Raw genomic sequence first — 22,451 nt, 5'->3', positions numbered from 1 at the left:
GAATTAGCTAAGTTTTTTAAGGATATATAAGAAATACTGTGATTATAATCATAGTATTTCTTATTTTTTATATATAAGTATTTAGAAATATATGAGTGATTAGGATGATTAGAGTGTATAATTAAGAATAATATCAAAAGTAGAATAGTGTTTTAAAATAAAGATAGTAGATAGAAAAAATAATTTATAGTTTGTTTTTATGAAAATATAAAAATGTAATATAAATTTTTTATGGAATATATGTATAAGCTTAGGTTTAAATTTATTGAGATATCATAAAAATAAAACAATATATTGTTATTATAGATAAATTATCAATGTAAAGAAGCAATCTACTATTAATTTATATCTAATTTTATGATATAAATATACTTGTAATTGTTAAGTGAAGTTGATTTATTAATAAGATATTAACTAATCTATTTAGTATATAATAATAGAATGAAGAAACACATAATATAAAAAATGAAAATAATTCCAATAGTTTTTAGTAACAATATGAATAAAACTGTGATTATCATCACGGTTTTTTTTCGACAAAAGATATAAAATCTAAAAGGTAATTGTTAATAATATAACAAATGTTTATATGGAGATAATAATTGACAACCAATAAATAAGCTTAAGAGGTGTTTGATAATGGGATATAAACTTAGTGTAGAAAATGTAAATTTAGCATTAAAAGAGCTTTCAAAAAAGTATAGAATATATGCACCTAAAGTATTTGAAGGAGCAGGTACTTTTTCTGACACAGACAGAGTTAGATATGGGGAAATTTCAACTATTGAAGAAATAGAATTTGATAGCAAATCAAGTTATTCATATAAAGAAACTATTTTACCAACAAGACAAACTTTATTTTTCTTTACAGATGATGAATGTAAAGAAGCTGAAGTTGATGAAAGACCAGCTTTAATATTCTTAAGAAGTTGCGAAATTCACTCAATAAAAAGAATTGATGATATTTATTTAAGAAATGGATTCGAAGATATATACTATAAAAAAATGAGAGAAAGAGCAAAATTCGTTTTAATTGGCTGTGAAAAAAGTTTCGAAAATTGTTTCTGCGTAAGTATGGGATCTAATAAAACTGACGAATATAATGCATACATTAAAGTAGATGGACAAGATGTATATTTAGATATTAAAGATGAAGAAATTGCTAATATAATAGCTTCTATAGAAAAGGAAGAAAAGGAAGTTACACCAGATTTCGTTACAGAAAATCCAGTTAAGGTTAATATTCCAGAAAACTTAGGTTTAGAAGTGATGAAATCTACAATGTGGAATGAATACAATGAAAGATGTATAACTTGTGGTAGATGTAATTTTGTTTGTCCAACATGTACATGCTTCACTATGCAAGATATAACATATAAGGATAACAAAAATGCTGGTGAAAGAAGAAGAGTTTGGGCTTCTTGTCACGTAGATGGATATACAGATATGGCTGGTGGTCATAGCTTTAGAAAAGAAAAAGGACAAAAGATGAGATTTAAGACTCTTCATAAAGTTTATGACTATAAGAAAAAATGGGGTTATCACATGTGCGTTGGATGTGGTAGATGTGATGATATCTGTCCAGAATATATTAGTTTCTCAACTATAATAAATAAACTTGAAGGTGCTATGAACGAGGTGAAGAATAATGACTAAGAATGAATACATACCATTTAGATCAGAAATTTTAGAAGTAATTGAACATACTCCAATTGAGTATACTTTTAGAATGGCTTTCAAAGGTGATGTTAAACCAGGTCAATTCTTTGAAGTATCATTACCTAAGTATGGAGAAGCACCAATATCAGTAAGTGGAATTGGTGAAGGATTTGTTGATTTAACAATAAGAAGAGTTGGTAAAGTTACTAACGAAATATTTAAGAACTACGTTGGAGATAAATTATTCTTAAGAGGTCCTTATGGAAATGGATTTGATATAGAAAATTATAAAGGTAAAGAAGTAATAGTTGTTGCTGGAGGGACAGGCCTTTCACCAGTAAGAGGAATAGTAGAATACTTCTCAAATAATAGTGATGACTGCAAGAGTATGACTCTTATTACAGGATTCAAATCACCAGAAGATGTTTTATTTAAAGAAGATATGAAGGTTTGGGAAAAGACTATGAACCTTATCTTAACAGTTGATACTGCAAAAGAAGGTTATCAAGGTAATGTTGGATTAGTTACTAAATACATTCCTGAATTAGAAATCAAAGATATGGATAATGTACAAGTAGTAGTAGTTGGTCCTCCAATGATGATGAAGTTTACAGTTTTAGAATTCTTAAAGCTTGGAATCAAGGAAGAAAATATCTGGATTTCTCAAGAAAGAAAAATGTGCTGTGGAATAGGTAAGTGTGGACACTGTAAGATAGATGATACTTATATTTGTTTAGACGGGCCAGTATTTAATTATACAGTAGGAAAATCTTTAATTGATTAGGAGGAAGTAATTAATGGATATCAATACTAAAAAGCTTAAAAAGAATGCTTTTAGAGTTACAAAGCATAGAGGTATTACAGCTTCAAGAATAAGAGTTCCAGGTGGACATTTAAATGCTAAATACTTAGGGCTTATTCAAGAAATTGCTGAAAAGTATGGTAATGGAACAGTTCATTTAACAACTAGACAAGGTTTTGAAGTTCCAGGAATAGATATGAAAAACATGGATAAGGTTAATGAATTACTTCAACCAATTATTGAAGGATTAGAAATTAATCAAGAGATTCCAGATAAAGGATATACTTCTGCTGGTACAAGAAATATATCTGCATGTATAGGAAATAACGTTTGTCCATTTGCAAACTATAATACAACTAATTTTGCAAAGAAAATAGAAAAAGCAATATTCCCACATGACTTACATTTCAAAGTTGCATTAACAGGATGTCCTAATGACTGTATGAAGGTTAGAATGCATGACTTTGGTATTATTGGTATGACTGAACCACAATTAGATCAAAATAAGTGTATATCTTGTGGAGCTTGTGTTAGAGCATGTACTAAAAAGTCTACAGCGGCATTAGATTTTGAGAATTACACACCAGTAAGAGACCATAGCAAATGTATTGGATGTGGTGAATGTGTAATTAACTGCCCAACAGGAGCATGGACTAGAAGTAAAGAGAAATATTATAGATTAGCTATAATGGGTAGAACAGGTAAGAAAAATCCAAGATTAGCAGAAGATTTTATAATTTGGGTAGATGAAGATAGCATAATTAAAGTAATTCAAAATACATACAAGTATGTTACTGAATATATAGATAAAAATGCACCAGGTGGTAAGGAACACATTGGTTATATAGTAGATAGAACAGGGTTTGAAGAGTTCAAAAAGTGGGCATTAGACGGAGTTACTCTTTCAGATAAGGCTATATTAAAGAATAATATATACTGGAGTGGAATTAAGTATCCAAACACTTAATTAACAAAAAGCAGTAATGTATCGAAGTGATACATTACTGCTTTTTTTATATCATTATAATTGAATTCTATTTAAAAGGAAACGCACTCTTCACTATCACTCAGAGGAGTAAGTTCAGTTAACTAAATTAAAATTTAGAGCTTCACTTAAATTTCATTATATAAGATTCATATAACTAAATAACGTTACATAAGAATAATATAGAAATTAATAAATGAAAGGTAGGAAAAAAAGATGAGAAAAATTGTTTCAAATATAATGGTAGTAGCAATGATTATGTTTAACTTAACGATGGTTATGTGTAGTAGTAATATATCACAAAATGAGATAAATAAAATGAAAGAGGTTGTTGATAAGGTACTATCATATGATGGTGATTATGATGAGGAGGTTAGTGATTATATAGATAGTCAAACTTTTAATGAGTCTAATTATGTAATATTTTATAGTTATTATATAGGGAATGTAGTATTAAATAAATATGAAAGTGAAGTTATAGGAGTCACTAAAGAGGATGATAAATACAATTTATGTTTATTAATAAATATGGAGGCTCAAGCAACAACATTACAAAGTGATGGGGTAGAAGAAGGGTATGATACAGCAGAGGGAAATGATGTGCCAGTAGAAGTTGTATTGACCAAAAAAGAAGGAGAATTTTACATTGAAAGTGTGAAGGAATATGATAGTTTGGAAAGTGCACAAAATGAAAACAAAAATTTTATAAAAAATGACTAAAAAATATTTAGAAATATATTACATGGGGTATATTTCTAAGGTGCTATAAAGTAAGAAAATATGCGGAAATTTCATTGTAATATTAGTGGTGAAAAAGGAAATAAAATCTTAACAATAAAAGATAAGGTATATAAGGAGGTAACCTACTATAATAAAAATAGACAAGCTATGGTATAACTGTAACTGGCAGCGTTAGTGAAAGTAAAAAGTACTTTGAACTAATAAGATATTGAGTAACATTAAATTGCTCGAAAAAATAAAAAGGAGTGGTACAGATGAAAAATAAACTAATTGCTAGTATAGTTACATTAACTGTAGTAGGGGGAGCTGTTACACCAGCTTTTGCAGCTACTAAGAAGAATTCACAAGAAAAAACAAATACTAATATAATTAAGGTGGAGAATAGTTCAGAAACAAATTTAAATAAATCAAATGGGTGTAGTACGTCAGGAAGTTTACTTCAAGGTTTAACTTTTAAAAAAATATGGTGGGGTAATTGTTCAGGTGGAACAATAATTATTGGAGGAACAGTGGACAAGCCTAATCATAACGGAAATAACAGTAATAATAACAACAACAATAATAATAATAATAATAATAATGTTGTTCCACCAACAGTAGATACAGAAACACCAAATGTTCCTAATAATCCAAGTGTAGATGAAACGCCAGGAGATACAGTTGTTCCACCAACAGTAGATACAGAAACTCCTAGCACACCAGATACACCAACAGTAAATGAAACGCCAAGCGTTCCAGAGGAGACACCAAGTACTCCAGATACACCAGTAGTTGATGAGACAGCGGATAATTCAACAGAGGATAACGTAACTAGTGCAGATACGAACTTTATGGCAGCTGTAGAAACAGCTATATATAATAAGGTAAATGAAGAAAGAGCTAAGGCAGGAGTTCCAGCGTTAACATATAATACTGTAATGCAAAAGTATGCTAGAATTAAATCTCAAGATATGGGAGATAATAATTACTTTAGTCATGAAGATTTAAATGGAAATCTTATAACAACTCAAATGAAAAAGGATGGAGTATCTTACAATGCATGGGGAGAAAATATAGCTTATATTGGTGGTAATGTAAGTGCAGATGCCCTTGCAGAACAATTTATGACTAACTGGATGAATTCATCAGGTCATAGAGCAAATATTTTATCTACTAACTTCTCAAGCATAGGAGTTGGAGTGTATAAAATAGGAAATAAAGTATATGCTACTCAAGAGTTTTACAAATAGTAATATAAATAGTAATATAAGATAATGTAACAAAGGGTTTGTTCACAATAAAAAGTGGACAACCCTTTTTTATTATAAATAAGTCTATAACTTTTCTTATGTTATGTTATACTTTAAATATTAAAAGACTTTGAGGTGAAAAAATGAAACCATTAGCAGATTTAATTAGGCCTACACAATTAAGTGAAGTATGTGGTCAACAACATATATTAGGAAAAAATAAGATTTTAGATAGAATAGTAAAGAGTGGTAGAATTTCAAATATGATATTTTATGGACCGCCAGGTGTAGGAAAAACTACAGTAGCAAATATTATTGCTGAAAAGGCTGGAAAAAGGTTTTACAAGCTTAATGCAACTAATGCTTCATTAAAAGATATTCAAGAGATAACAAAAGAGTTAGATACTTTTTTAGGTGTTAATGGTGTAGTTCTTTATTTAGATGAGATTCAGAACTTTAATAAAAAGCAACAACAATCACTTTTAGAATATATAGAAGATGGTAGAATAACATTAATTGCATCAACTACAGAAAATCCTTATTTTTATATATTTAAAGCTTTATTATCTAGATCTACCATATTTGAATTTAAGCCTGTAGGAGAGGAAGATATAAAGAAGGCTATATTAAGAGCCATTGATATAAAAAGTAAAGATTATAGTGAAATAAAACTAGATGTTAAGGAAGAAGCTATAGATTATTTAGCTTCTTACTGTAATGGAGATGTGAGAAAGGCTATTAATGGGTTAGAAATTGCATTAAATTCAACTAAACCTAATAGTGATAAATTTGTAGTAATTGATTTAAGTGTTGTTAAGGATTCAACTCAAAGTAAGGTAATTTCTTACGATAATGATGGTGACGCACATTATGATATACTTAGCGCATTTCAGAAATCAATTCGTGGTAGTGATGCAGACGCTGCAATTCATTATTTGGCTAGACTTGTTAAAGCTGGTGATTTAATATCTATTTGTAGAAGACTTCAAGTAATTGCGGCAGAAGATATTGGATTAGCATATCCACAAGCAAGTTTAATAGTTAAATCATTAGTAGATTCTGCTAGAGAATTAGGATTTCCAGAAGCTAGAATTCCACTTGCAGAGGCTACAATACTTTTAGCAACAAGTCCAAAGTCAAATTCGGCATATTTAGCAATAGATTCTGCATTGAAGGATTTAGAAAATATGACTATAGGTGATATTCCTAATCATTTAAAAGATGCACATTATAGTGGTGCCTGTAAAATGGGAAGAGGGGTTGAATATAAGTATCCACACAATTATCCTAATCATTATATACAACAACAATATTTGCCTGATAATATAAAACATAGAACCTATTATGAATATGGGGACAATAAGTTTGAAAAGGCCACAAAAGATTATTGGGATAGAGTTAAGAAGTAGAAAAATAATTTAATAACATGGGGGAACAAATGATGTAAAGGAACTATTAGATAAGCAAATTGAATATAACATAACAATAGCAGAGGAGGGCTTAAAAGTAGAATATGGAGTAGGTATAGGAAAGATGCTTATGAAATGTTATCCCAATTCTATTGTTACTAAACTTAAAGTTTATGCAGCATCAGCTTCAGAAGCTAGAATGAGTGGAAGTTCATTGCCTGTTATGACTAATTCAGGAAGTGGAAATCAGGGGATGGCAACGTCAATTCCTGTAATAATATATGCAAGGGAAAAAGGCTTATCAGAGGAACAATTATATAGAGGGTTAATATTCTCTAATCTTATGACAATACATCAAAAAACTGGAATAGGGAGACTTTCAGCCTTTTGTGGAGCTGTAAGTGCAGGATGTGCTAGTGGAGCGGCAATTACATATTTAGAGGGTGGAACATTAGAGCAAATTAATAAAACTGTTGCAAATACTTTAGCTAATATTTCAGGAATAGTATGTGATGGCGCAAAAGCATCATGTGCAGCTAAGATTGCTACAAGTGTTGATGCAAGTATGATAGGCCATTATCTTGCTATGGAAGGACAATGTTATAGTCCCAAAACAGGTATTTTAAAGGAAAATATTGAAGAAACAATAACAGCAGTTGGTAGATTAGGAAAAGAGGGAATGAGGGAGACTGATAAGGAAATATTAGATATAATGCTTGAAGAATAACTTATATTATTAAAAATCTACTTTATATTAATAAATATTAATTAATAAGTTGACATAAAAAATTTTTTTTAAATAAATTAGAAGTACATTAAATGATAGTTGACAAAAACAGAGTAAGTTAGTATGATATAAATATAAAGCAGAGCAAAAAAGTCTGAATAAGGGGTGAGAAAATGAAATTATCAACTAAAGGAAGATATGGAGTAAAAGCCATGGTTGAATTAGCAATACATTATGGAGATTCTCCTCTATCAATAAAAACTATTTCACAAAGGCAAGGAATATCTGAATATTATTTAGAACAGTTATTTTCTCCACTTAGGAAAGCAAAGCTTATAAATAGTATAAGAGGAGCTCAAGGTGGATATATATTAGGTAGAGAACCAAAGGATATTAAGGTTTCAGATATAATGTATGTACTTGAAGGTCCTATAGAGATTGCTGATTGTATTGAAGGGGTTGCTTGTAATAATATAGATTGTTGTGCAACTAGACTTTTATGGACAAAGATAAAAAATAGTATAGATGAGGTTATGGAAGGCATAACGTTACAAGATATAGTAGATGACTACAATAAAATTAAAGAAAAAAACGAAGCGTTAACATTACAGAGGAGTGAATAATATATGAAGACAGTATATATGGATTATGCGGCTACTACTTATGTAAAGCCAGAAGTTTTAAATGAAATGCTACCATATTTTACAGAAAAGTTTGGTAATCCATCATCTTTTTATGGAATATCAAGAGAAACTAAAATGGCAATAGATAAGGCAAGAGGGCAAGTTGCTAAAGCTTTAAATTGTGATATGAATGAGGTTTACTTCACAGGGGGTGGATCTGAGTCAGATAACTGGGCAATAAAAGGTATTGCATCAGCACATAGAAAAAAGGGAAATCATATAATAACTACTAAAATAGAACACCATGCAGTTCTTCATACTTGTGAATACCTAGAGAAGAATGGATTTGAAGTAACTTACTTAGATGTTAATGAAGAAGGTTTTATTGATTTAGAAGAATTAAAAAATGCAATAACAGATAAGACTATTTTAGTATCAATTATGTTTGCAAATAATGAAATAGGAACTATTCAACCGGTAAAAGAAATAGGTGCAATTTGTAGAGAAAGAAAGGTTCTATTCCATACAGATGCAGTTCAAGCAGTAGGAAATGTTCCAGTAGATGTAAAAGAAATGAATATTGACCTTTTATCTTTAGCAGGTCACAAAATATATGGACCTAAGGGAATAGGTGCTTTATACATAAGAAAAGGTGTAAGAATAGACAACTTAATCCACGGTGGTGGTCAAGAAAGAGCTAGAAGAGCAGGAACAGAAAATATTGCATCAGTTGTTGGATTAGGTAAAGCAATAGAGTTAGCTACAAAAGACTTAGAAGCTCATATGGAAAGAATTTCAGCTCTTAGAGATAAGCTTATAGATGGAATATTAGAAAAAGTTCCATACTCATATTTAAATGGACCAAGAGGGGATAAGAGATTACCTGGTAATGTAAATGTAAGATTTACTTATATAGAAGGTGAATCAATTTTATTATCATTAGATTTCGAAGGAATATGTGCATCAAGTGGAAGTGCATGTACGTCAGGATCATTAGACCCATCACATGTGCTTTTAGCAATAGGTTTACCACATGAATTAGCTCATGGATCATTAAGATTAACATTAGGTGATGGATCAAGCGAAGAAGATGTTGATTATGTTTTAGAGGTATTACCTGGAATTATACAAAGAATAAGAAATATGTCACCATTATGGAGTGATTTTGTTAAGAAGGGAGAAAAATAATTATGATATATACAGATAAAGTTATGGACCATTTTAGAAATCCAAGAAATGTAGGAGAAATTGAAGACGCAAACGGTATTGGAGAAGTTGGAAATGCTAAGTGCGGAGATATAATGAGAGTTTATTTAAAAGTAGAGGATAACATTATTAAAGATGTTAAATTCCAAACTTTTGGATGTGGATCAGCTATAGCTTCATCTTCAATGGCTACAGAAATGATTAAAGGAAAAACTTTAGAAGAAGCTTGGGAATTATCAAATAAAGCTGTTGCTGAAGCTTTAGATGGACTTCCACCAGTAAAAATGCACTGCTCAGTATTAGCTGAAGAAGCTATACACAAAGCAATCAATGACTACAGAAAAAATGCTGGATTAAGCACTGAAGGATGGGAATTCGAAGAAACAGATCATGATGAATTACATGATGCAGTACACGGACACGAATAAAAAACTTAAGGTGTGATTTGATGGAAAAGAAGAAAAAAGTAGTTATAGGTATGAGTGGCGGAGTTGATAGCTCCGTTGCTGCTTACCTTTTGAAAGAGCAAGGCTATGATGTTATTGGTGTTACAATGCAAATATGGCAAGAAGATAAAGATTATACAGAAAGAGAAGGTGGATGTTGTTCACTTTCAGCTGTAGATGATGCAAGAAGAGTTGCTAATAAAATTGGTATTCCTTTTTATGTAATGAACTTTAGAGATAGCTTTAAAGAAAAAGTTATTGATTATTTTGTTCAAGAATATATAGATGGAAAAACACCAAACCCATGTATAGCATGTAATAAGCATTTAAAGTTTGATGAGTTATTAAGAAAAGCTCAAGGAATAGGTGCTGATTATGTTGCAACAGGTCACTATGCTAAAATTGAACAAGATGAAAATGGAAGATATCTATTAATTCGTTCAGATGATGATAGAAAAGACCAAACATATGCATTATATAACTTTACTCAAGAGCAATTGGCACATACTCTTATGCCTTGTGGAGAATACACTAAGGATAGAATAAGAGAAATTGCTAAGGAAATTGGATTATCAGTATATAATAAAAAAGATAGTGAAGAAATTTGCTTTATACCAGATAATAATCATGGTAGATACATAAGTGAAGCTAGACCATTAGAAGTTGTTCCAGGAAATTTTGTTGATAAAAACGGAAATGTATTAGGGCAACATAAAGGAATAGTTTACTATACTATAGGTCAAAGAAAAGGGTTAGGAATAGCTCTTGGAAGACCTGTATTCGTAACTGATATAAATCCTAGAACTAATGAAGTTGTATTAGGTCCAGAAGAGGATATCTTTAAGACTGATTTAGTTGCTAAGGATGTTAACTTTATTCCATTTGATAAGCTTGAAGAACCAATAACAGTTGAAGCAAAGGTTAGATATTCAGGAAGACCAGCAGAGGCAGTTATTTCACCTTTAAGAGATGGAAAAGTTAAAGTTAGTTTTAAAGAAAAACAAAGGGCAATAACAAAAGGCCAATCTGTTGTTTTCTATCAAGGAAACAAAGTTGTTGGTGGAGGAATTATTGCCGGTATAATATAAGTAAAAAAATCATAGCTAGAAATAGCTATGATTTTTTTGATTTTCAATTAAGTTATAATATTATTCTAAAGTCTTGTTAAGCCAGTTATTGTATTGATTTTATAATAGCTCAATATTTGCTGCTTCGCATTGTTTATGAGTATATTCATCCCAAATAGAAGCTTGTACTTCACCTATATGGGCTTTTCTTAAAAAGAACATGCAAATTCTTGATTGACCAATTCCACCACCCATAGTTAAAGGAAGTTTTTCTTCTAATAATGCTTTATGGAATGGAAGATTACGTCTGTTTTCACATCCTGATTTTTGTAATTGATATTCTAATGCAGCTTTATCAACTCTAATTCCCATAGAAGAAAGTTCTATAGCTGAATCAAATAATGGATCGTAGAATAAAATATCTCCGTTAAGTTTCCAGTCATCATAGTCAGGACTTCTTCCATCATGTTTTTCACCAGATTTTAAAGTGTCTCCAATACCAAGTATAAATACAGCTTTATGTTCTTTAGTAATAGCATTTTCTCTTTCTTTAGATGTAAGCTCAGGATACATATCTTCTAATTCTTGTGAAGTAATAAAAGTAATATCCTCAGGTAGAATCTTTTCAATAGATGGATATTCGTTAGCAACAAAATCTTCTGTTACTTTAAATACAGAAAATATTTTTCTAACTGTATCCTTTAAAGTATCTATATTTCTATCTTCTTTAGTAATTACCTTTTCCCAATCCCATTGGTCAACATAAATAGAGTGAAGATTATCTAACTCTTCATCTCTTCTAATTGCATTCATATCTGTATATAAACCAGAGCCAGCCTCAAATTTATATCTATGAAGCGCGAATCTTTTCCATTTTGCTAATGAATGAACAATTTCTATATTACTATCTTCAATTGCTAACATATCAAAGCTTACTGGTCTTTCTACTCCATTTAAATTATCATTTAAACCTGAACCATTTTCAAGAAATAATGGAGCAGAAACTCTTGTTAGGTTTAAAGTTTCAGCAAGCTTAGCTTCAAAGAAGTCTTTAACTTTTTTTATTGCTATTTCTGTTTCTATTAAAGATAAGTTAGATTTGTAGTTTTCAGGTATGAAAACTTTAGATTTTAATTTTTTTGTCATAAAAATAACCCCCTAAATAATATAAAAAAACCTTTCATCCTAAAATATAGGACGAAAGGTAAATTCCGCGGTACCACCTAATTTGCATAAAGCCTCTTTATCAGTGCTAAATTTAAATATAAATTTAAGACTGTCCCATTTTAACGGTAGGGTCCCGTCTAAGTCTACTGAAGTGTTATCACTTGTTCGGTTAGAAGCTCAGGAAGGTTTTTCATTAAAACTAATCTTATAAGGCTTACACCATCCCTTACTCGCTTAAAGATATCATTAAAATTACTCTTTCCATCAATGCTTATTAAGTATCTTATGTTATTAATAATAATATAATAAAATATTCTAGATGTAAATATATATATAATAAAAAAATAAATAAATATATACAAAATACAGATAAATTTCACATAATATTTTACTTTTAGTCATATTTATTATAGAATTATAATTTGAACTAATACAAATTAATATTTATAAATTTTAAATGAAGGAGAGAGATTATATGAAGAAAAGTAAAATTAATTGGCAGAAAATTTTAAGTTATTTTGTGTTAATAACATTAGTTTATACAATTATATTTTTAGTCTTTGCAATTAACAAGGCACCAACAACTACAAATGCTAATGAGCCATTTATTCGTATAAAAAGTGATTATGCCTTAATGCTATCGCAATGTATTTTAGGGGTAATTGCATTGTTATTACCAGGGATGTTGGAGCATAAGTTGAAAATTGAAATACCATCAAATATGTTAATTTTATATACTATATTCTTATATTCTGCAATATATTTAGGAGAAGTAAAGAGTTTTTATTATAATTTTTCAAATTGGGATAATATCTTACACACATTTAGCGGAGCAATGATAGGAGCATTAGGTTTTTCAATTGTAACTTTATTAAATAAAACTGAAGAGGTTCCTATGAATTTAAGTCCTTTATTTGTAGCTTTATTTTCATTTTGTTTTGCAGTAGCTTTAGGAGTAGTTTGGGAATTCTATGAATTTACTTTTGATGGTTTACTAGGCCTTAACATGCAAAAATTTGCTTTAGAAAATGGGACACAATTAATAGGAAGAGCTGCTTTAACAGATACTATGGTAGATTTATTTGTAGATGCAGTTGGAGCATTAATTATGAGTATAATAGGTTATATTTCATTAAAGTATAATAAAGGCTGGATAGAAAAACTTCAGGTTAAAGTTAGAAAATAGAAATTTAATAAAAGTAAAATAAATTGTGAATTTTGTAATTTATTTTACTTTTTTTATATGTTAGTTGGAATTATTTTCATTAACAGTATATAATTATAATAAGAATTTGTAAAAATAAGAGGAGGATTAGAAATGAGTTTAAATTGGAGCCTAAAAGAGTTATATCCATCATTTGAAAGTCAAGAATTTAAAATTGATATGGATAGGCTTACAAGCAAAATTAACGAAGTTAATGAATGGGCTAATGAGATTGTAAAAGATAATAATGATATATTAATAAAGTTAGAGGATTATATAAAAAAATATTCAAAATTGACTGAATTAATTAGTAAGATAGGTTCATTTATACAATTAAGTATTAGTGTTAATACAAAGGATGCAGAAGCATTAAGATATTCTGATATATTTGAAAAAAAGTTAACGCATATAGTGGAAGCTTCAACTAAGGTAGAAAGATATATAAGTAATATTGAGAATATTGATTGTATAATTGAAAAATCAGAATTACTTAAGGCTCATGAATATGTATTAAAGAGTATTGTAGAACAAAGTAAGTATTTATTAAGTGATAAAGAAGAAAGTATTATTGCAAATATGAAAAATACAGGCTCTAATGCATGGAGTAAGCTTAAGGATAATTTAATATCATCATTGATGGTTGAAATTAAAGAAAATGATGAAGTAAAAGAGTATCCATTAACAGTAGTATTAAATATGGCAGAAGATAAATCAGAAGAAGTAAGAAAGAGAGCTTATGAGGCGGAAATAGCATCTTATAAGAAGGTTGAAGAAGGGGTTGCAGCGGCTCTTAATGGAATAAAGGGTGAGGTATTAACAGTTTGTGATTTTAGAGGATATAACTCACCTTTAGAAAAAACTTTAATAGATTCAAGAATGGATGAAGAGTCATTAAATGCAATGTTAGATGCTATGAAAGAAAGCCTACCTGTTTTTAGAAAGTATCTAAGAAGAAAAGCAGAAATGTTAGGACATAAAAATGGATTGCCTTTTTATGACTTATATGCTCCAATATCAAATACTGATATGAAATTTACATATGAAGAAGGAGCAAAATTTGTAGTTAAAAACTTTAGAACATTTAGTGATAATTTAGGAGACTTTGCTCAAAAGGCTATAGATAATAATTGGATAGACGTAGAACCTAGAGAAGGGAAAGTTGGAGGAGCATTTTGTGCTGGACTTCATTTTATAGGAGAAAGTAGAGTTTTATTAAATTATGGTGGTAGCTTTGGTGATGTGGTTACTATGGCACATGAACTTGGTCATGGATTTCATGGGGAATGCTTAAAAAATGAAGCAATACTAAATTCAGATTATCCTATGCCTATTGCAGAGACAGCATCTACATTCTGTGAAACTATAATAAAAAAAGCAGCAATTAAGGAAGCAGATAAGGAAGAAGCACTAGCTATATTAGAAGCTGAGATATGTGACTGCACACAAGTAATAGTAGATATTTATTCAAGATTTTTATTCGAAAAGTCAGTCTTTGAAGCAAGAAAAGAAAGTGCATTAACAGTAGAGCAAATTAAAGAATTAATGTTAAAAGCGCAAAGAGAGGCTTATGGTGATGGGTTAGATCCAGAATACCTACATCCTTATATGTGGGCATGGAAGCCACATTATTATGATGCAGATTATAATTATTATAATTTCCCTTATGCATTTGGTTTATTATTTGCAAAGGGATTATATGCTGAATATTTAAAGAAGGGTGAAAGTTTTACAAGTGAATATGAAAGACTTTTATCAATTACAGGAAAAAATAAAATTGCAGATATAACAAAAGAGGTTGGTATAGATATTCATAACAAAGAATTCTGGAGAAACTCATTAAAAACTATAGAAGAAGATATAGAGAAATTTATTGAACTTAGTAAATAATATTAAGGTATGGAGGAAAATTTATGGATATAAAGTTAGATGAGAAGGAAATAATTATTATTTTAGATGCATTAGTAGAAGCATTAGCTTTTGATAATAATGCAGATGATATAAAGGTGGTTTATAATAAAATTGTAAAACAAACTAATATGGATAAATATGAAATGCTAGGATAGTTTAATTATAAAATAAGAGTAACTAACTTATATATCTTTAATGATAAATAGTTAGTTACTTTTTTATATAATTCATAATGTAATTAGTTTAAAAAAATATATAAGATATAAAAGTTATATAGATATAATATATAACTAGAAATATAGTAAAAAACAATATAATAGTTTTACTATGATTAAGAAAGCTTTGAAGTCTTGAAATAACTATATCAAAAGTCCAAAGTTTATTTTCTAATAAACTTTCTTTTATTAATAATGGTGAATAGTTAACATTTTTATTTATTTTATTTTTTATATAATAAGGCAAATCTTTAGCTGTTACAATTGGAGTTTCTACTGAAGAGCCGTCCTTTACAACACAATTTTCTTGTGGGATAGCAATAATATTAGTTATTGGTATATCGCAAGATAAGATGTCTTGCAAAATATTATAGCACTTTAAACATTCTTCAGATATAGAATTTATCAAGCTAAGATCTATTATTGTATCATCTTTGTATTTAATACTATTTAATGAGAGTGCACTAGGTACATCAAACTCGGTATAATCATTATAAGGATAATTTAATGTTTTAATAGCAAAAATACCACCATTAGTAATTACTAACTCATCTATAGAGCAAGAATCATCATGGTTACTTTCTAAATATATGTTATTTAATATAATACCATCATTTTTAAGGGATTTTAAACAACTTGAAACTTTATAAGAATTACGTATTTTATTATAAATATAGTTTAAGTTAGCATAAATTTTATTATAAATATTAAATTTTATTGCAGATAAGTGCATTAAGTAAATAAAGTATATAGTTGCTAGAATATTAAAATTAATTTTAAGTAAGCAACCAATACTAATAAGTAAAAATGGAAATCTTAAATATGGTTTTTTAAAAATAAAAGCAAGTATTTCAAATACTGTTTTCATTAAGAAAAATATAATATAAAATATTAATTTTATAATTAACCATATAATATTTACTAAAACAAGCAACATTAACATAGCCTCCTTTAGTATTAGATTACCTACTTTTTGGAAAATTATTCATCTTTTAAAATAAATTGTTTAGTTTTACCCATAAAATATGCTAATCGAATCATCTTAATTTCTTCTTCAGACATTTTTCGGTTATAGATTTTTTCAAATTCTTTTATTAAGGCTTTAGAATCAAGCTTTTCTTTTTTTACCTTAGGTCTTTTTTCAGTGTTTTTAATGAAGGTACTTGGAGACAGTTTTTTTGTATAAATAGCTTTAAAAACTTCAGCAGTATAGTGAGCATCGTAAAATGCATCATGGAAGTCACCTTCAACAGGGATATTAAGAGCTTCAACAGCATTTTTTAAACTTATTTTTTGTCCTTTAGGTAGCTGAAATAGTTTACTAGCATAACTTTGAATATCTATATATTTATTTGAAATTTTAGAGGAATCAAGATTATAAAATTCTATATTTTTAATTAACTCTTTTATATCAGAATTACCCCATACAACAAGAATATTTTCTTCTTTTCCAATAAAATTAATAAAGTCAGTATAAACAGATTTAAAGTTTGAGGATTTATTTAAATCCTCCATGTTAATTTTAGTCAAGTTTTCTACATAAGGATGAAGTTTTAAGTGTATATTAGGTTTAACTAAAGAATTAAATACAGAAATTGAGTTTAAATCTTTAGACATTTTTATTGCTCCAATTTGAATTATCTCAAATAATAATGGCGGTTTAGGCTCTGAGGGATTAATATCATCAGGATGTTGTTGATTGTATTCTAAATCAAAAATTATATAGTTCATTTTTCACCTACAAATTAAATTTTTTTTATTATTTTATTATTTTTAGTAATTTACATAACTCTTATTACATATATTAAAACATAAATCAATAAAAAAGTCTTAAAAAGAGGTGTTAAATAAATGAGTATTTATGTTTTAAAAGCATATGTAGAAGAATGTTTTAAATTAGGTATCAATCCAACATTTGAAGGATTAAATAATTATTATAAAGAAAAGGCTTTAATAAAAGAAAATTAAAATAAATTTTACTTTTAACTTTAAAATAAAAGAGTATAATTGATTAAAGAACTTAAGAAATAAAATAACTTTTTAAAATTTTAGAGAGTTATTTTAAAAAAGATAAGTGTGGTGGATTAAAGTGAACGCAAGAAAATTAACAGAAGCAGCAATGTTATCTGCTTTGTTTGTTGTAACTAGCATGATGGCAATTTATACGGGGATAGCATATACATTATATCTTGATATGATTGTTCCACTTTTTATTTGTTTAACATATATGAGGTTAGGAAGTAAATATACTTTATTATCGTCTATAACTTCATTGCTTATTGTAACATTAGCAGTAGGAGATATAGCATCTGCTATTTGGATGAGCCAAGGAATAATAATGGGATTAATATGTGGATATTTTATAATAAGAAAAGGAACAATATTTGATGATTTCTTTTACTCAGCAATTTGTGGGTGTTTTATTATGGTGTTGATTGATATTTATTTTTCTAAATTAACTGGATATAGTTTTATAAAGGATTTTGATAGTTATAAAGTAGTATTTCCTACAGTAGATGAGAAGCAGATGGAGATTTTATTTAGTATATTAGTTGCATCATTACCAATAAGCACTATATTAGTTGTATACATAGGAACATTATTTATTGGAAAGAAACTTAATATATTAAATAAATATACTAATGAAAAATATATTATTATAAAAAACTTTAAAAAGTATGGATCATATATATGTTGCAGCAAGAAAACATATTTTGTGGGTATTTTATATTTATTATTATATGAAGTATTAAAGAGTACAGTAATGCAATTTAATTTTGCATATTTTAATATTGTAACAGGTGGAATAAGAATAGTTGTAATATACTTTATACTAAAAGATTCATTTTCTTTTGTTATGAATGGGTTATCATCAAAGTATAAATCAAAAGGATTTTTACAATTATTCTGGATAACAATATGTTATATGTTATTAGTGAATTTTAAATATACTTTTATTATATTAGTTGTATTTAGTTTAATAATTAATTATTTTATGAACTTAAGAGAAATGCAGATTAATATTTTAGACAAAATAATGATAAAAAAATTATGATAAGATTAAAATTAACCTATAAGAATATAAAGTAATTATATTCTTATAGGTTAATTTTTTAGTTAAATAAATATGTCATAGAAATTGTTTTAAATTTAGTATAACAATATTATTAAGTTAAAAAAGAATAAAGTATATAAAAATAAAAAACAAAAAATGATTGAAATGTAAAAAAAAAGTATAGTATTATTTTTACATAATAGTTAATAAAATGACAAAAATTAAATGTGATTATAAAGTTTAAAATATTAGCTAGATCTATATGAATTAATCTATAAATGATATTAAAGGGGTTTTTGACTTTCTCTGTTGGAGGATTTGTTTATAGTATATTAGATAAATATGATGGAATACAAGATGGAAAGTGGACTATATGCTAGAGATGTGAGGAAAGCAGTATGGATAATAAAACGATAATAGTAATAGTAGTTATTATTATTTCAATAATATTAAATGAAATTTTTACAGCATTGGAATTAAAATGGTACATTCAATTAGCTACATTTGCAATAGCTATACTTGGATACTTATTTATTGAAATGAGAAGTAGAATTAAATAATAATATATTTTATAGGGTGTAATATATTTGGTAAATATGAAGAAACAAAAAATAAATACGAATATTCTAGGCAATAAATAATTTTAAATTATCTTTTATAGTATTAATTATTGGATTTAGCATACTTATATTAGGATTAATAATTAGAATTATATCCTAGAGGTGAGATAGTTGTAATTATTAATGAGAAGGTAGAATGTTTAATAGGAATAGCGGATAGTTTTGTGAAATAAATATATAGATTAAATTTTATAAGGTAGGTTTAAAATGAAAATATTACTTGGAGATTTTAAAACTTGGCGTATTAAGAGGGTAATGGCTTTTTTACTTGTAATGACTATAGCTATATTGATATTAAAGTTTTTAAATATAGAAAATTATAAATTTAATACAGCGATTTTAATTATTTTTTTATTTTCTATAGGATTAGCTATTGACTCAAGAATATTTAGAATAGAATATATTACTGATTATAGCGAAAATGATAGAATTATATATATACACAATAAAAAAATAGATTATAAGATTAATAAAGATGATATAATTGAAGTTTATAATAAAGAAGTTTTTTACGGTGGTAGATGGTTAAAAGTAATAGGATTTCAATTAATAATAGTATGCAAAAATAGAACATATATTTTTGATTCTCCATATAAAGAAAATTGTACATGGGAAGAGACGGATTTATATAAAATAGAAAATTCTATAAAAAAGTTTATAAAAAATAAATATTAGCAGTACAACTAATGGTACAAACTATTTTAATAGAAATGATTTATATAATAGGACAGTTAATTATAATCATTACAATTGGAGAAGATAAATATGAAGAGGTGATGTGATTAATATGATTAAAAATGAAAAAGGTATTGTTTTTGGAATAACGATTACTGTATCACTCATTATAAGTATTATAATGATAAGCCTAGCATTGATTAGTAATATAAATATCTTAATACCTATGTTGTTGATATTTATCGGGTTTGTATCGGGAAGTTTTATATTATTTATGAATAAAGATTAAGCGTAGAATTTTTTTGATATAGAAGGTTATTTATTAGTTAATAAATAAAAAGCTAATAAATAGCCTTTTATTTTAAAATATATTTATAAGTTTATGTAACGAATTAATTAAAAAGGAGATATATATTATAGGAGGTGAAGGGGTGAAGGAATTTAAAGAGATATATGAGATACATGGAAAAACTGTTTATAGATTTATATATACATATACAAAAGATAAATACTTATCAGAAGAATTAACACAAGAAACCTTTCTGAGAGCAATGAATAGTATTAGTAGGTATAATGAAAAATGTAAATTATCAGTATGGCTTTGCCAAATTGCGAAACATATTTTATATCAAGAATTTGAAAAAAATAGTAAGAAAAAAATTGTAAACATTGATGAAAACATGGATTTAGTATCTACTTCTATTGAAGAATTAGTTATTAAAAAAGAAAATAAAAAAGATATATATAAGGCTATACAGGGATTAGAAGGATTAACTAAAGAGGTGGTATACCTAAGACTAACTGGAGATCTTAGTTTTAAGGAAATAGGAGAAATATTAGATAAGTCAGAAAATTGGGCAAGAGTAACCTTTTTTAGAGGAAAAGAAAAATTGGTAAGGAGGATTAGTGATGGAAGATAATAAGGAGTGTAGTTTGATAAAAGATTTATTTCCAATATATATCGATAATCTTACAGCTAAGGAAACAGACGAATTTATAAATAATCATTTTAGTAAATGTAATAAATGTTTAAATGAATACAATAATGTTTTGCAAAAATTACAAGATAAGGGTTATAAAAATGAAATAAAAAATATAAAATGCAGAGTAAAATCAACATTAATGATTTGTATAGGAATTGGAATTTTGTTAAGTACGATAAATATGTATTGCTATTATAAAGAAAATATTATTCGTGAATTAAATAATATAATAGATATAGATATGATTCCATTAATATTAATATCTATTGGAGTGTATTGGACGCCATTATTTGCTTTATTTGTATCAATTTTGTGGAAAAAAACGATTATTAATAAGACAAAAATATTAATTCCTAATATATTCATAATATTCTTTATGTCTTTAATAATTGTACAAGTAATTTTATTAATTTTTAGATTGTTTAATTAAATAAGGAGGAAAAATGAATAAGGAAATTGATTGTAATATAATTGATGATTTGTTGCCGAGTTATTTGTCTAATATAACATCTTTTAATACTAATAAAAGCATAGAGGAACATATTAATAGATGTAGTAAATGTGAGAAAAAATTAGCTTATATGAAAATGGATATAAGTTTAAATAATATTAAAGAACCTATAGATGATATAAAGATAAATTATTTTAAAAAAATACACAAAAAGTTTTTTTATATATTATTAATCAGTATTTTAATTATGATAATTTCATTTATAGCATCTGTATTTTTATCAGAAAAAAATATAGATGAAGCTATTTTTACCATTGCACTTTATATATTTATTATTGTTGGAATATTTATAAAATTAATATTGCCTATACTTGGTTTTTCAATTGGAATAGCTTTATTCAAGAAATTTAAAAATATATGGATAAAGTGTATTTCAATAGGTATTTCATGTATTAGCATATATTATTTAATTATATTATATTTTTAATTAATGGATAAATTGAATAGTTAAAAAATAAGAGTTAACAAAGGTTAACTCTTATTTTTTAATTATAGTAGAGTAATAGAATTAGGATCTAGTTTATAAGTTGAATCTTTTCTTTCTACTATAATATTAACTTTATTTTTTAATTCTTCATCATTCATTATTTTAGAAATAAGTTCACGAGTTGGATTCATTGCATAAGGAATACCTACTGATTTAAGCATTGTGAAATCACCACCTGTATCTCCGTAAGCATAACTTTTACTTAAATCTATATCATATTTTTCACATAACTCTTTTATGGCTTTTTGTTTACTTACAGAATCCCACATAGGAGTAATATATCCATTATATGTATTATTTTTGTCTAATTCATATATTGTACCTCTATAGTCATCCATATGATATTTTAAGGACATTTCTCTAACTAATTCTATAGGAGAACCAGAAATAGCAATAACAATATGTCCATTATCTTTATGCCATTTAATTCTTTCTCTAGAGAATGTATATACTCTATCTCCCTTTTGTTCAATAACTTTTTTAGCAATATAGTCTATATGATATTTATCTAAGCCTTTAATAGCCTCTGTATAAATATCAACCATTTTTAAAAGATAAGTATCATAATCACCTTGTCTTTTATCCCAATTAATATAAGCAGGTTTTACTTCTTTAAACCACTTATTTTCATCGACTAAATCATATTTAATTATTTTTTTAAATACTTCAGTAATAAGTCCTTCTCTATATATTGTTCCGTCTATATCAAAAAATGCAGCTCTTCTTGACATT

Annotated in this window: 23 protein-coding genes, 1 pseudogene and 1 other annotated feature; of the genes and pseudogenes, 20 read left to right on the top strand and 4 right to left on the bottom strand. The window is 27.2% G+C overall.

The window, feature by feature from the left end:
- Positions 1 to 639: 639 nt before the first annotated feature.
- The 11 genes and pseudogenes from asrA to mnmA all read left to right on the top strand — a co-directional run bounded on the left by asrA (position 640) and on the right by mnmA (position 10,915).
- Positions 640 to 1,656, top strand: coding sequence for an anaerobic sulfite reductase subunit AsrA (gene asrA / locus I2E98_RS00305; protein ID WP_195466995.1), 1,017 nt, complete (start codon positions 640 to 642; stop codon positions 1,654 to 1,656).
- Positions 1,649 to 2,443 (top strand): anaerobic sulfite reductase subunit AsrB, encoded by a 795-nt coding sequence (asrB, locus tag I2E98_RS00300; protein WP_195466994.1) that lies wholly within the window; start codon positions 1,649 to 1,651, stop codon positions 2,441 to 2,443. Before asrA ends, asrB begins: the two co-directional genes overlap by 8 nt.
- 13 nt (positions 2,444 to 2,456) lie before the next feature.
- Positions 2,457 to 3,428: a sulfite reductase subunit C gene (gene asrC, locus I2E98_RS00295; protein WP_195466993.1), complete on the top strand. Its 972-nt coding sequence runs from the start codon at positions 2,457 to 2,459 to the stop codon at positions 3,426 to 3,428.
- Between the two features lie 234 nt (positions 3,429 to 3,662).
- Complete coding sequence (locus I2E98_RS00290) at positions 3,663 to 4,166, top strand: hypothetical protein (RefSeq protein WP_195466992.1); 504 nt, start codon at positions 3,663 to 3,665, stop codon at positions 4,164 to 4,166.
- Between the two features lie 275 nt (positions 4,167 to 4,441).
- Positions 4,442 to 5,416 carry a CAP domain-containing protein gene (locus tag I2E98_RS00285; RefSeq protein WP_195466991.1) on the top strand — a complete coding sequence of 325 codons (975 nt, stop codon included), beginning with the start codon at positions 4,442 to 4,444 and terminating at the stop codon, positions 5,414 to 5,416.
- A gap of 143 nt (positions 5,417 to 5,559) precedes the next feature.
- On the top strand, positions 5,560 to 6,825 hold the full coding sequence (locus I2E98_RS00280; RefSeq protein WP_195466990.1) for a replication-associated recombination protein A: 1,266 nt from the start codon (positions 5,560 to 5,562) through the stop codon (positions 6,823 to 6,825).
- Between the two features lie 40 nt (positions 6,826 to 6,865).
- Positions 6,866 to 7,552, top strand: a pseudogene (locus I2E98_RS00275) (L-serine ammonia-lyase, iron-sulfur-dependent, subunit alpha); the annotation flags it as partial.
- A 173-nt stretch (positions 7,553 to 7,725) separates the two neighbouring features.
- The gene (locus I2E98_RS00270; protein ID WP_195466989.1) at positions 7,726 to 8,175 is read left to right on the top strand and encodes an Rrf2 family transcriptional regulator; all 450 of its coding nucleotides are present in this window, start codon (positions 7,726 to 7,728) and stop codon (positions 8,173 to 8,175) included.
- Positions 8,176 to 8,178: 3 nt separating this feature from the next.
- Positions 8,179 to 9,363, top strand: a complete 1,185-nt coding sequence (gene nifS, locus I2E98_RS00265) for a cysteine desulfurase NifS (protein ID WP_195466988.1) — start codon at positions 8,179 to 8,181, stop codon at positions 9,361 to 9,363.
- Between the two features lie 2 nt (positions 9,364 to 9,365).
- Positions 9,366 to 9,809 carry a Fe-S cluster assembly scaffold protein NifU gene (gene nifU, locus I2E98_RS00260; RefSeq protein WP_042395324.1) on the top strand — a complete coding sequence of 148 codons (444 nt, stop codon included), beginning with the start codon at positions 9,366 to 9,368 and terminating at the stop codon, positions 9,807 to 9,809.
- A 17-nt stretch (positions 9,810 to 9,826) separates the two neighbouring features.
- Entirely contained in the window at positions 9,827 to 10,915 is a 1,089-nt protein-coding gene (gene mnmA, locus I2E98_RS00255) for a tRNA 2-thiouridine(34) synthase MnmA (RefSeq protein ID WP_195466987.1), read from the top strand.
- 99 nt (positions 10,916 to 11,014) lie between these two features.
- On the opposite strand, the gene asnA is transcribed toward mnmA, so the two are convergent.
- Positions 11,015 to 12,040, bottom strand: coding sequence for an aspartate--ammonia ligase (asnA, locus tag I2E98_RS00250; protein WP_195466986.1), 1,026 nt, complete (start codon positions 12,038 to 12,040; stop codon positions 11,015 to 11,017).
- A 44-nt stretch (positions 12,041 to 12,084) separates the two neighbouring features.
- Positions 12,085 to 12,338 (bottom strand) — a binding site (T-box leader).
- A 198-nt stretch (positions 12,339 to 12,536) separates the two neighbouring features.
- Between asnA and I2E98_RS00245 the strand changes: the two genes are divergently transcribed.
- The 3 genes from I2E98_RS00245 (at position 12,537) to I2E98_RS00235 (ending at position 15,328) form a co-directional block, all read left to right on the top strand.
- Positions 12,537 to 13,247 (top strand): hypothetical protein, encoded by a 711-nt coding sequence (locus tag I2E98_RS00245; protein ID WP_195466985.1) that lies wholly within the window; start codon positions 12,537 to 12,539, stop codon positions 13,245 to 13,247.
- A gap of 132 nt (positions 13,248 to 13,379) precedes the next feature.
- Complete coding sequence (locus I2E98_RS00240; protein ID WP_195466984.1) at positions 13,380 to 15,152, top strand: M3 family oligoendopeptidase; 1,773 nt, start codon at positions 13,380 to 13,382, stop codon at positions 15,150 to 15,152.
- 23 nt (positions 15,153 to 15,175) lie between these two features.
- Entirely contained in the window at positions 15,176 to 15,328 is a 153-nt protein-coding gene (locus I2E98_RS00235; protein WP_195466983.1) for a hypothetical protein, read from the top strand.
- 88 nt (positions 15,329 to 15,416) lie between these two features.
- Here I2E98_RS00235 and I2E98_RS00230 read toward each other — a convergent pair whose 3' ends face one another.
- Together I2E98_RS00230 and I2E98_RS00225 are read right to left on the bottom strand one after the other, a co-directional pair.
- Positions 15,417 to 16,325 (bottom strand): NERD domain-containing protein, encoded by a 909-nt coding sequence (locus I2E98_RS00230; protein ID WP_195466982.1) that lies wholly within the window; start codon positions 16,323 to 16,325, stop codon positions 15,417 to 15,419.
- 44 nt (positions 16,326 to 16,369) lie between these two features.
- Positions 16,370 to 17,119 carry a 3'-5' exonuclease gene (locus I2E98_RS00225; protein ID WP_195466981.1) on the bottom strand — a complete coding sequence of 250 codons (750 nt, stop codon included), beginning with the start codon at positions 17,117 to 17,119 and terminating at the stop codon, positions 16,370 to 16,372.
- Positions 17,120 to 17,477: 358 nt separating this feature from the next.
- Here I2E98_RS00225 and I2E98_RS00220 point away from each other — a divergent pair, with 358 nt between their 5' ends.
- From I2E98_RS00220 to I2E98_RS00195, 6 genes are all read left to right on the top strand, one after another.
- On the top strand, positions 17,478 to 18,443 hold the full coding sequence (locus tag I2E98_RS00220) for a DUF2232 domain-containing protein (protein ID WP_195466980.1): 966 nt from the start codon (positions 17,478 to 17,480) through the stop codon (positions 18,441 to 18,443).
- A 398-nt stretch (positions 18,444 to 18,841) separates the two neighbouring features.
- On the top strand, positions 18,842 to 19,003 hold the full coding sequence (locus tag I2E98_RS00215) for a hypothetical protein (RefSeq protein WP_195466979.1): 162 nt from the start codon (positions 18,842 to 18,844) through the stop codon (positions 19,001 to 19,003).
- A gap of 267 nt (positions 19,004 to 19,270) precedes the next feature.
- Positions 19,271 to 19,738, top strand: coding sequence for a hypothetical protein (locus tag I2E98_RS00210; RefSeq protein ID WP_195466978.1), 468 nt, complete (start codon positions 19,271 to 19,273; stop codon positions 19,736 to 19,738).
- Positions 19,739 to 20,169: 431 nt separating this feature from the next.
- Positions 20,170 to 20,658 carry a sigma-70 family RNA polymerase sigma factor gene (locus tag I2E98_RS00205; protein ID WP_195466977.1) on the top strand — a complete coding sequence of 163 codons (489 nt, stop codon included), beginning with the start codon at positions 20,170 to 20,172 and terminating at the stop codon, positions 20,656 to 20,658.
- A complete protein-coding gene (locus tag I2E98_RS00200; RefSeq protein ID WP_195466976.1) occupies positions 20,648 to 21,151 on the top strand; it encodes a hypothetical protein in 504 nt (167 codons plus the stop codon). Before I2E98_RS00205 ends, I2E98_RS00200 begins: the two co-directional genes overlap by 11 nt.
- A 13-nt stretch (positions 21,152 to 21,164) precedes the next feature.
- A complete protein-coding gene (locus I2E98_RS00195) occupies positions 21,165 to 21,659 on the top strand; it encodes a zf-HC2 domain-containing protein (protein WP_195466975.1) in 495 nt (164 codons plus the stop codon).
- A gap of 62 nt (positions 21,660 to 21,721) precedes the next feature.
- On the opposite strand, the gene I2E98_RS00190 is transcribed toward I2E98_RS00195, so the two are convergent.
- A complete protein-coding gene (locus tag I2E98_RS00190; protein WP_195466974.1) occupies positions 21,722 to 22,450 on the bottom strand; it encodes an HAD-IB family hydrolase in 729 nt (242 codons plus the stop codon).
- Position 22,451 lies beyond the last annotated feature (1 nt).

It is taken from the genome of Clostridium sp. D43t1_170807_H7 (genome assembly GCF_015555905.1).
Taxonomy (GTDB): domain Bacteria; phylum Bacillota; class Clostridia; order Clostridiales; family Clostridiaceae; genus Clostridium.
The sequence above is the reverse complement of the archived record's forward strand: the minus strand, read 5'-3'. Positions and strand labels throughout refer to the sequence as shown.

What these genes read in the sequence shown, in the direction of transcription:
- I2E98_RS00230 (WP_195466982.1), bottom strand. Translation starts at nt 16,325, where the DNA reads ATGTTGCTTGTTTTAGTAAATATTATATGGTTAATTATAAAATTAATA.
- I2E98_RS00190 (WP_195466974.1), bottom strand. Translation starts at nt 22,450, where the DNA reads ATGTCAAGAAGAGCTGCATTTTTTGATATAGACGGAACAATATATAGA.
- I2E98_RS00225 (WP_195466981.1), bottom strand. Translation starts at nt 17,119, where the DNA reads ATGAACTATATAATTTTTGATTTAGAATACAATCAACAACATCCTGAT.
- nifU (WP_042395324.1), top strand. Translation starts at nt 9,366, where the DNA reads ATGATATATACAGATAAAGTTATGGACCATTTTAGAAATCCAAGAAAT.
- I2E98_RS00235 (WP_195466983.1), top strand. Translation starts at nt 15,176, where the DNA reads ATGGATATAAAGTTAGATGAGAAGGAAATAATTATTATTTTAGATGCA.
- asrC (WP_195466993.1), top strand. Translation starts at nt 2,457, where the DNA reads ATGGATATCAATACTAAAAAGCTTAAAAAGAATGCTTTTAGAGTTACA.
- nifS (WP_195466988.1), top strand. Translation starts at nt 8,179, where the DNA reads ATGAAGACAGTATATATGGATTATGCGGCTACTACTTATGTAAAGCCA.
- I2E98_RS00290 (WP_195466992.1), top strand. Translation starts at nt 3,663, where the DNA reads ATGAGAAAAATTGTTTCAAATATAATGGTAGTAGCAATGATTATGTTT.
- I2E98_RS00195 (WP_195466975.1), top strand. Translation starts at nt 21,165, where the DNA reads ATGAATAAGGAAATTGATTGTAATATAATTGATGATTTGTTGCCGAGT.
- I2E98_RS00210 (WP_195466978.1), top strand. Translation starts at nt 19,271, where the DNA reads ATGAAAATATTACTTGGAGATTTTAAAACTTGGCGTATTAAGAGGGTA.
- asnA (WP_195466986.1), bottom strand. Translation starts at nt 12,040, where the DNA reads ATGACAAAAAAATTAAAATCTAAAGTTTTCATACCTGAAAACTACAAA.
- I2E98_RS00285 (WP_195466991.1), top strand. Translation starts at nt 4,442, where the DNA reads ATGAAAAATAAACTAATTGCTAGTATAGTTACATTAACTGTAGTAGGG.
- I2E98_RS00240 (WP_195466984.1), top strand. Translation starts at nt 13,380, where the DNA reads ATGAGTTTAAATTGGAGCCTAAAAGAGTTATATCCATCATTTGAAAGT.
- I2E98_RS00200 (WP_195466976.1), top strand. Translation starts at nt 20,648, where the DNA reads ATGGAAGATAATAAGGAGTGTAGTTTGATAAAAGATTTATTTCCAATA.
- I2E98_RS00270 (WP_195466989.1), top strand. Translation starts at nt 7,726, where the DNA reads ATGAAATTATCAACTAAAGGAAGATATGGAGTAAAAGCCATGGTTGAA.
- I2E98_RS00280 (WP_195466990.1), top strand. Translation starts at nt 5,560, where the DNA reads ATGAAACCATTAGCAGATTTAATTAGGCCTACACAATTAAGTGAAGTA.
- I2E98_RS00215 (WP_195466979.1), top strand. Translation starts at nt 18,842, where the DNA reads ATGGATAATAAAACGATAATAGTAATAGTAGTTATTATTATTTCAATA.
- asrB (WP_195466994.1), top strand. Translation starts at nt 1,649, where the DNA reads ATGACTAAGAATGAATACATACCATTTAGATCAGAAATTTTAGAAGTA.
- I2E98_RS00245 (WP_195466985.1), top strand. Translation starts at nt 12,537, where the DNA reads ATGAAGAAAAGTAAAATTAATTGGCAGAAAATTTTAAGTTATTTTGTG.
- asrA (WP_195466995.1), top strand. Translation starts at nt 640, where the DNA reads ATGGGATATAAACTTAGTGTAGAAAATGTAAATTTAGCATTAAAAGAG.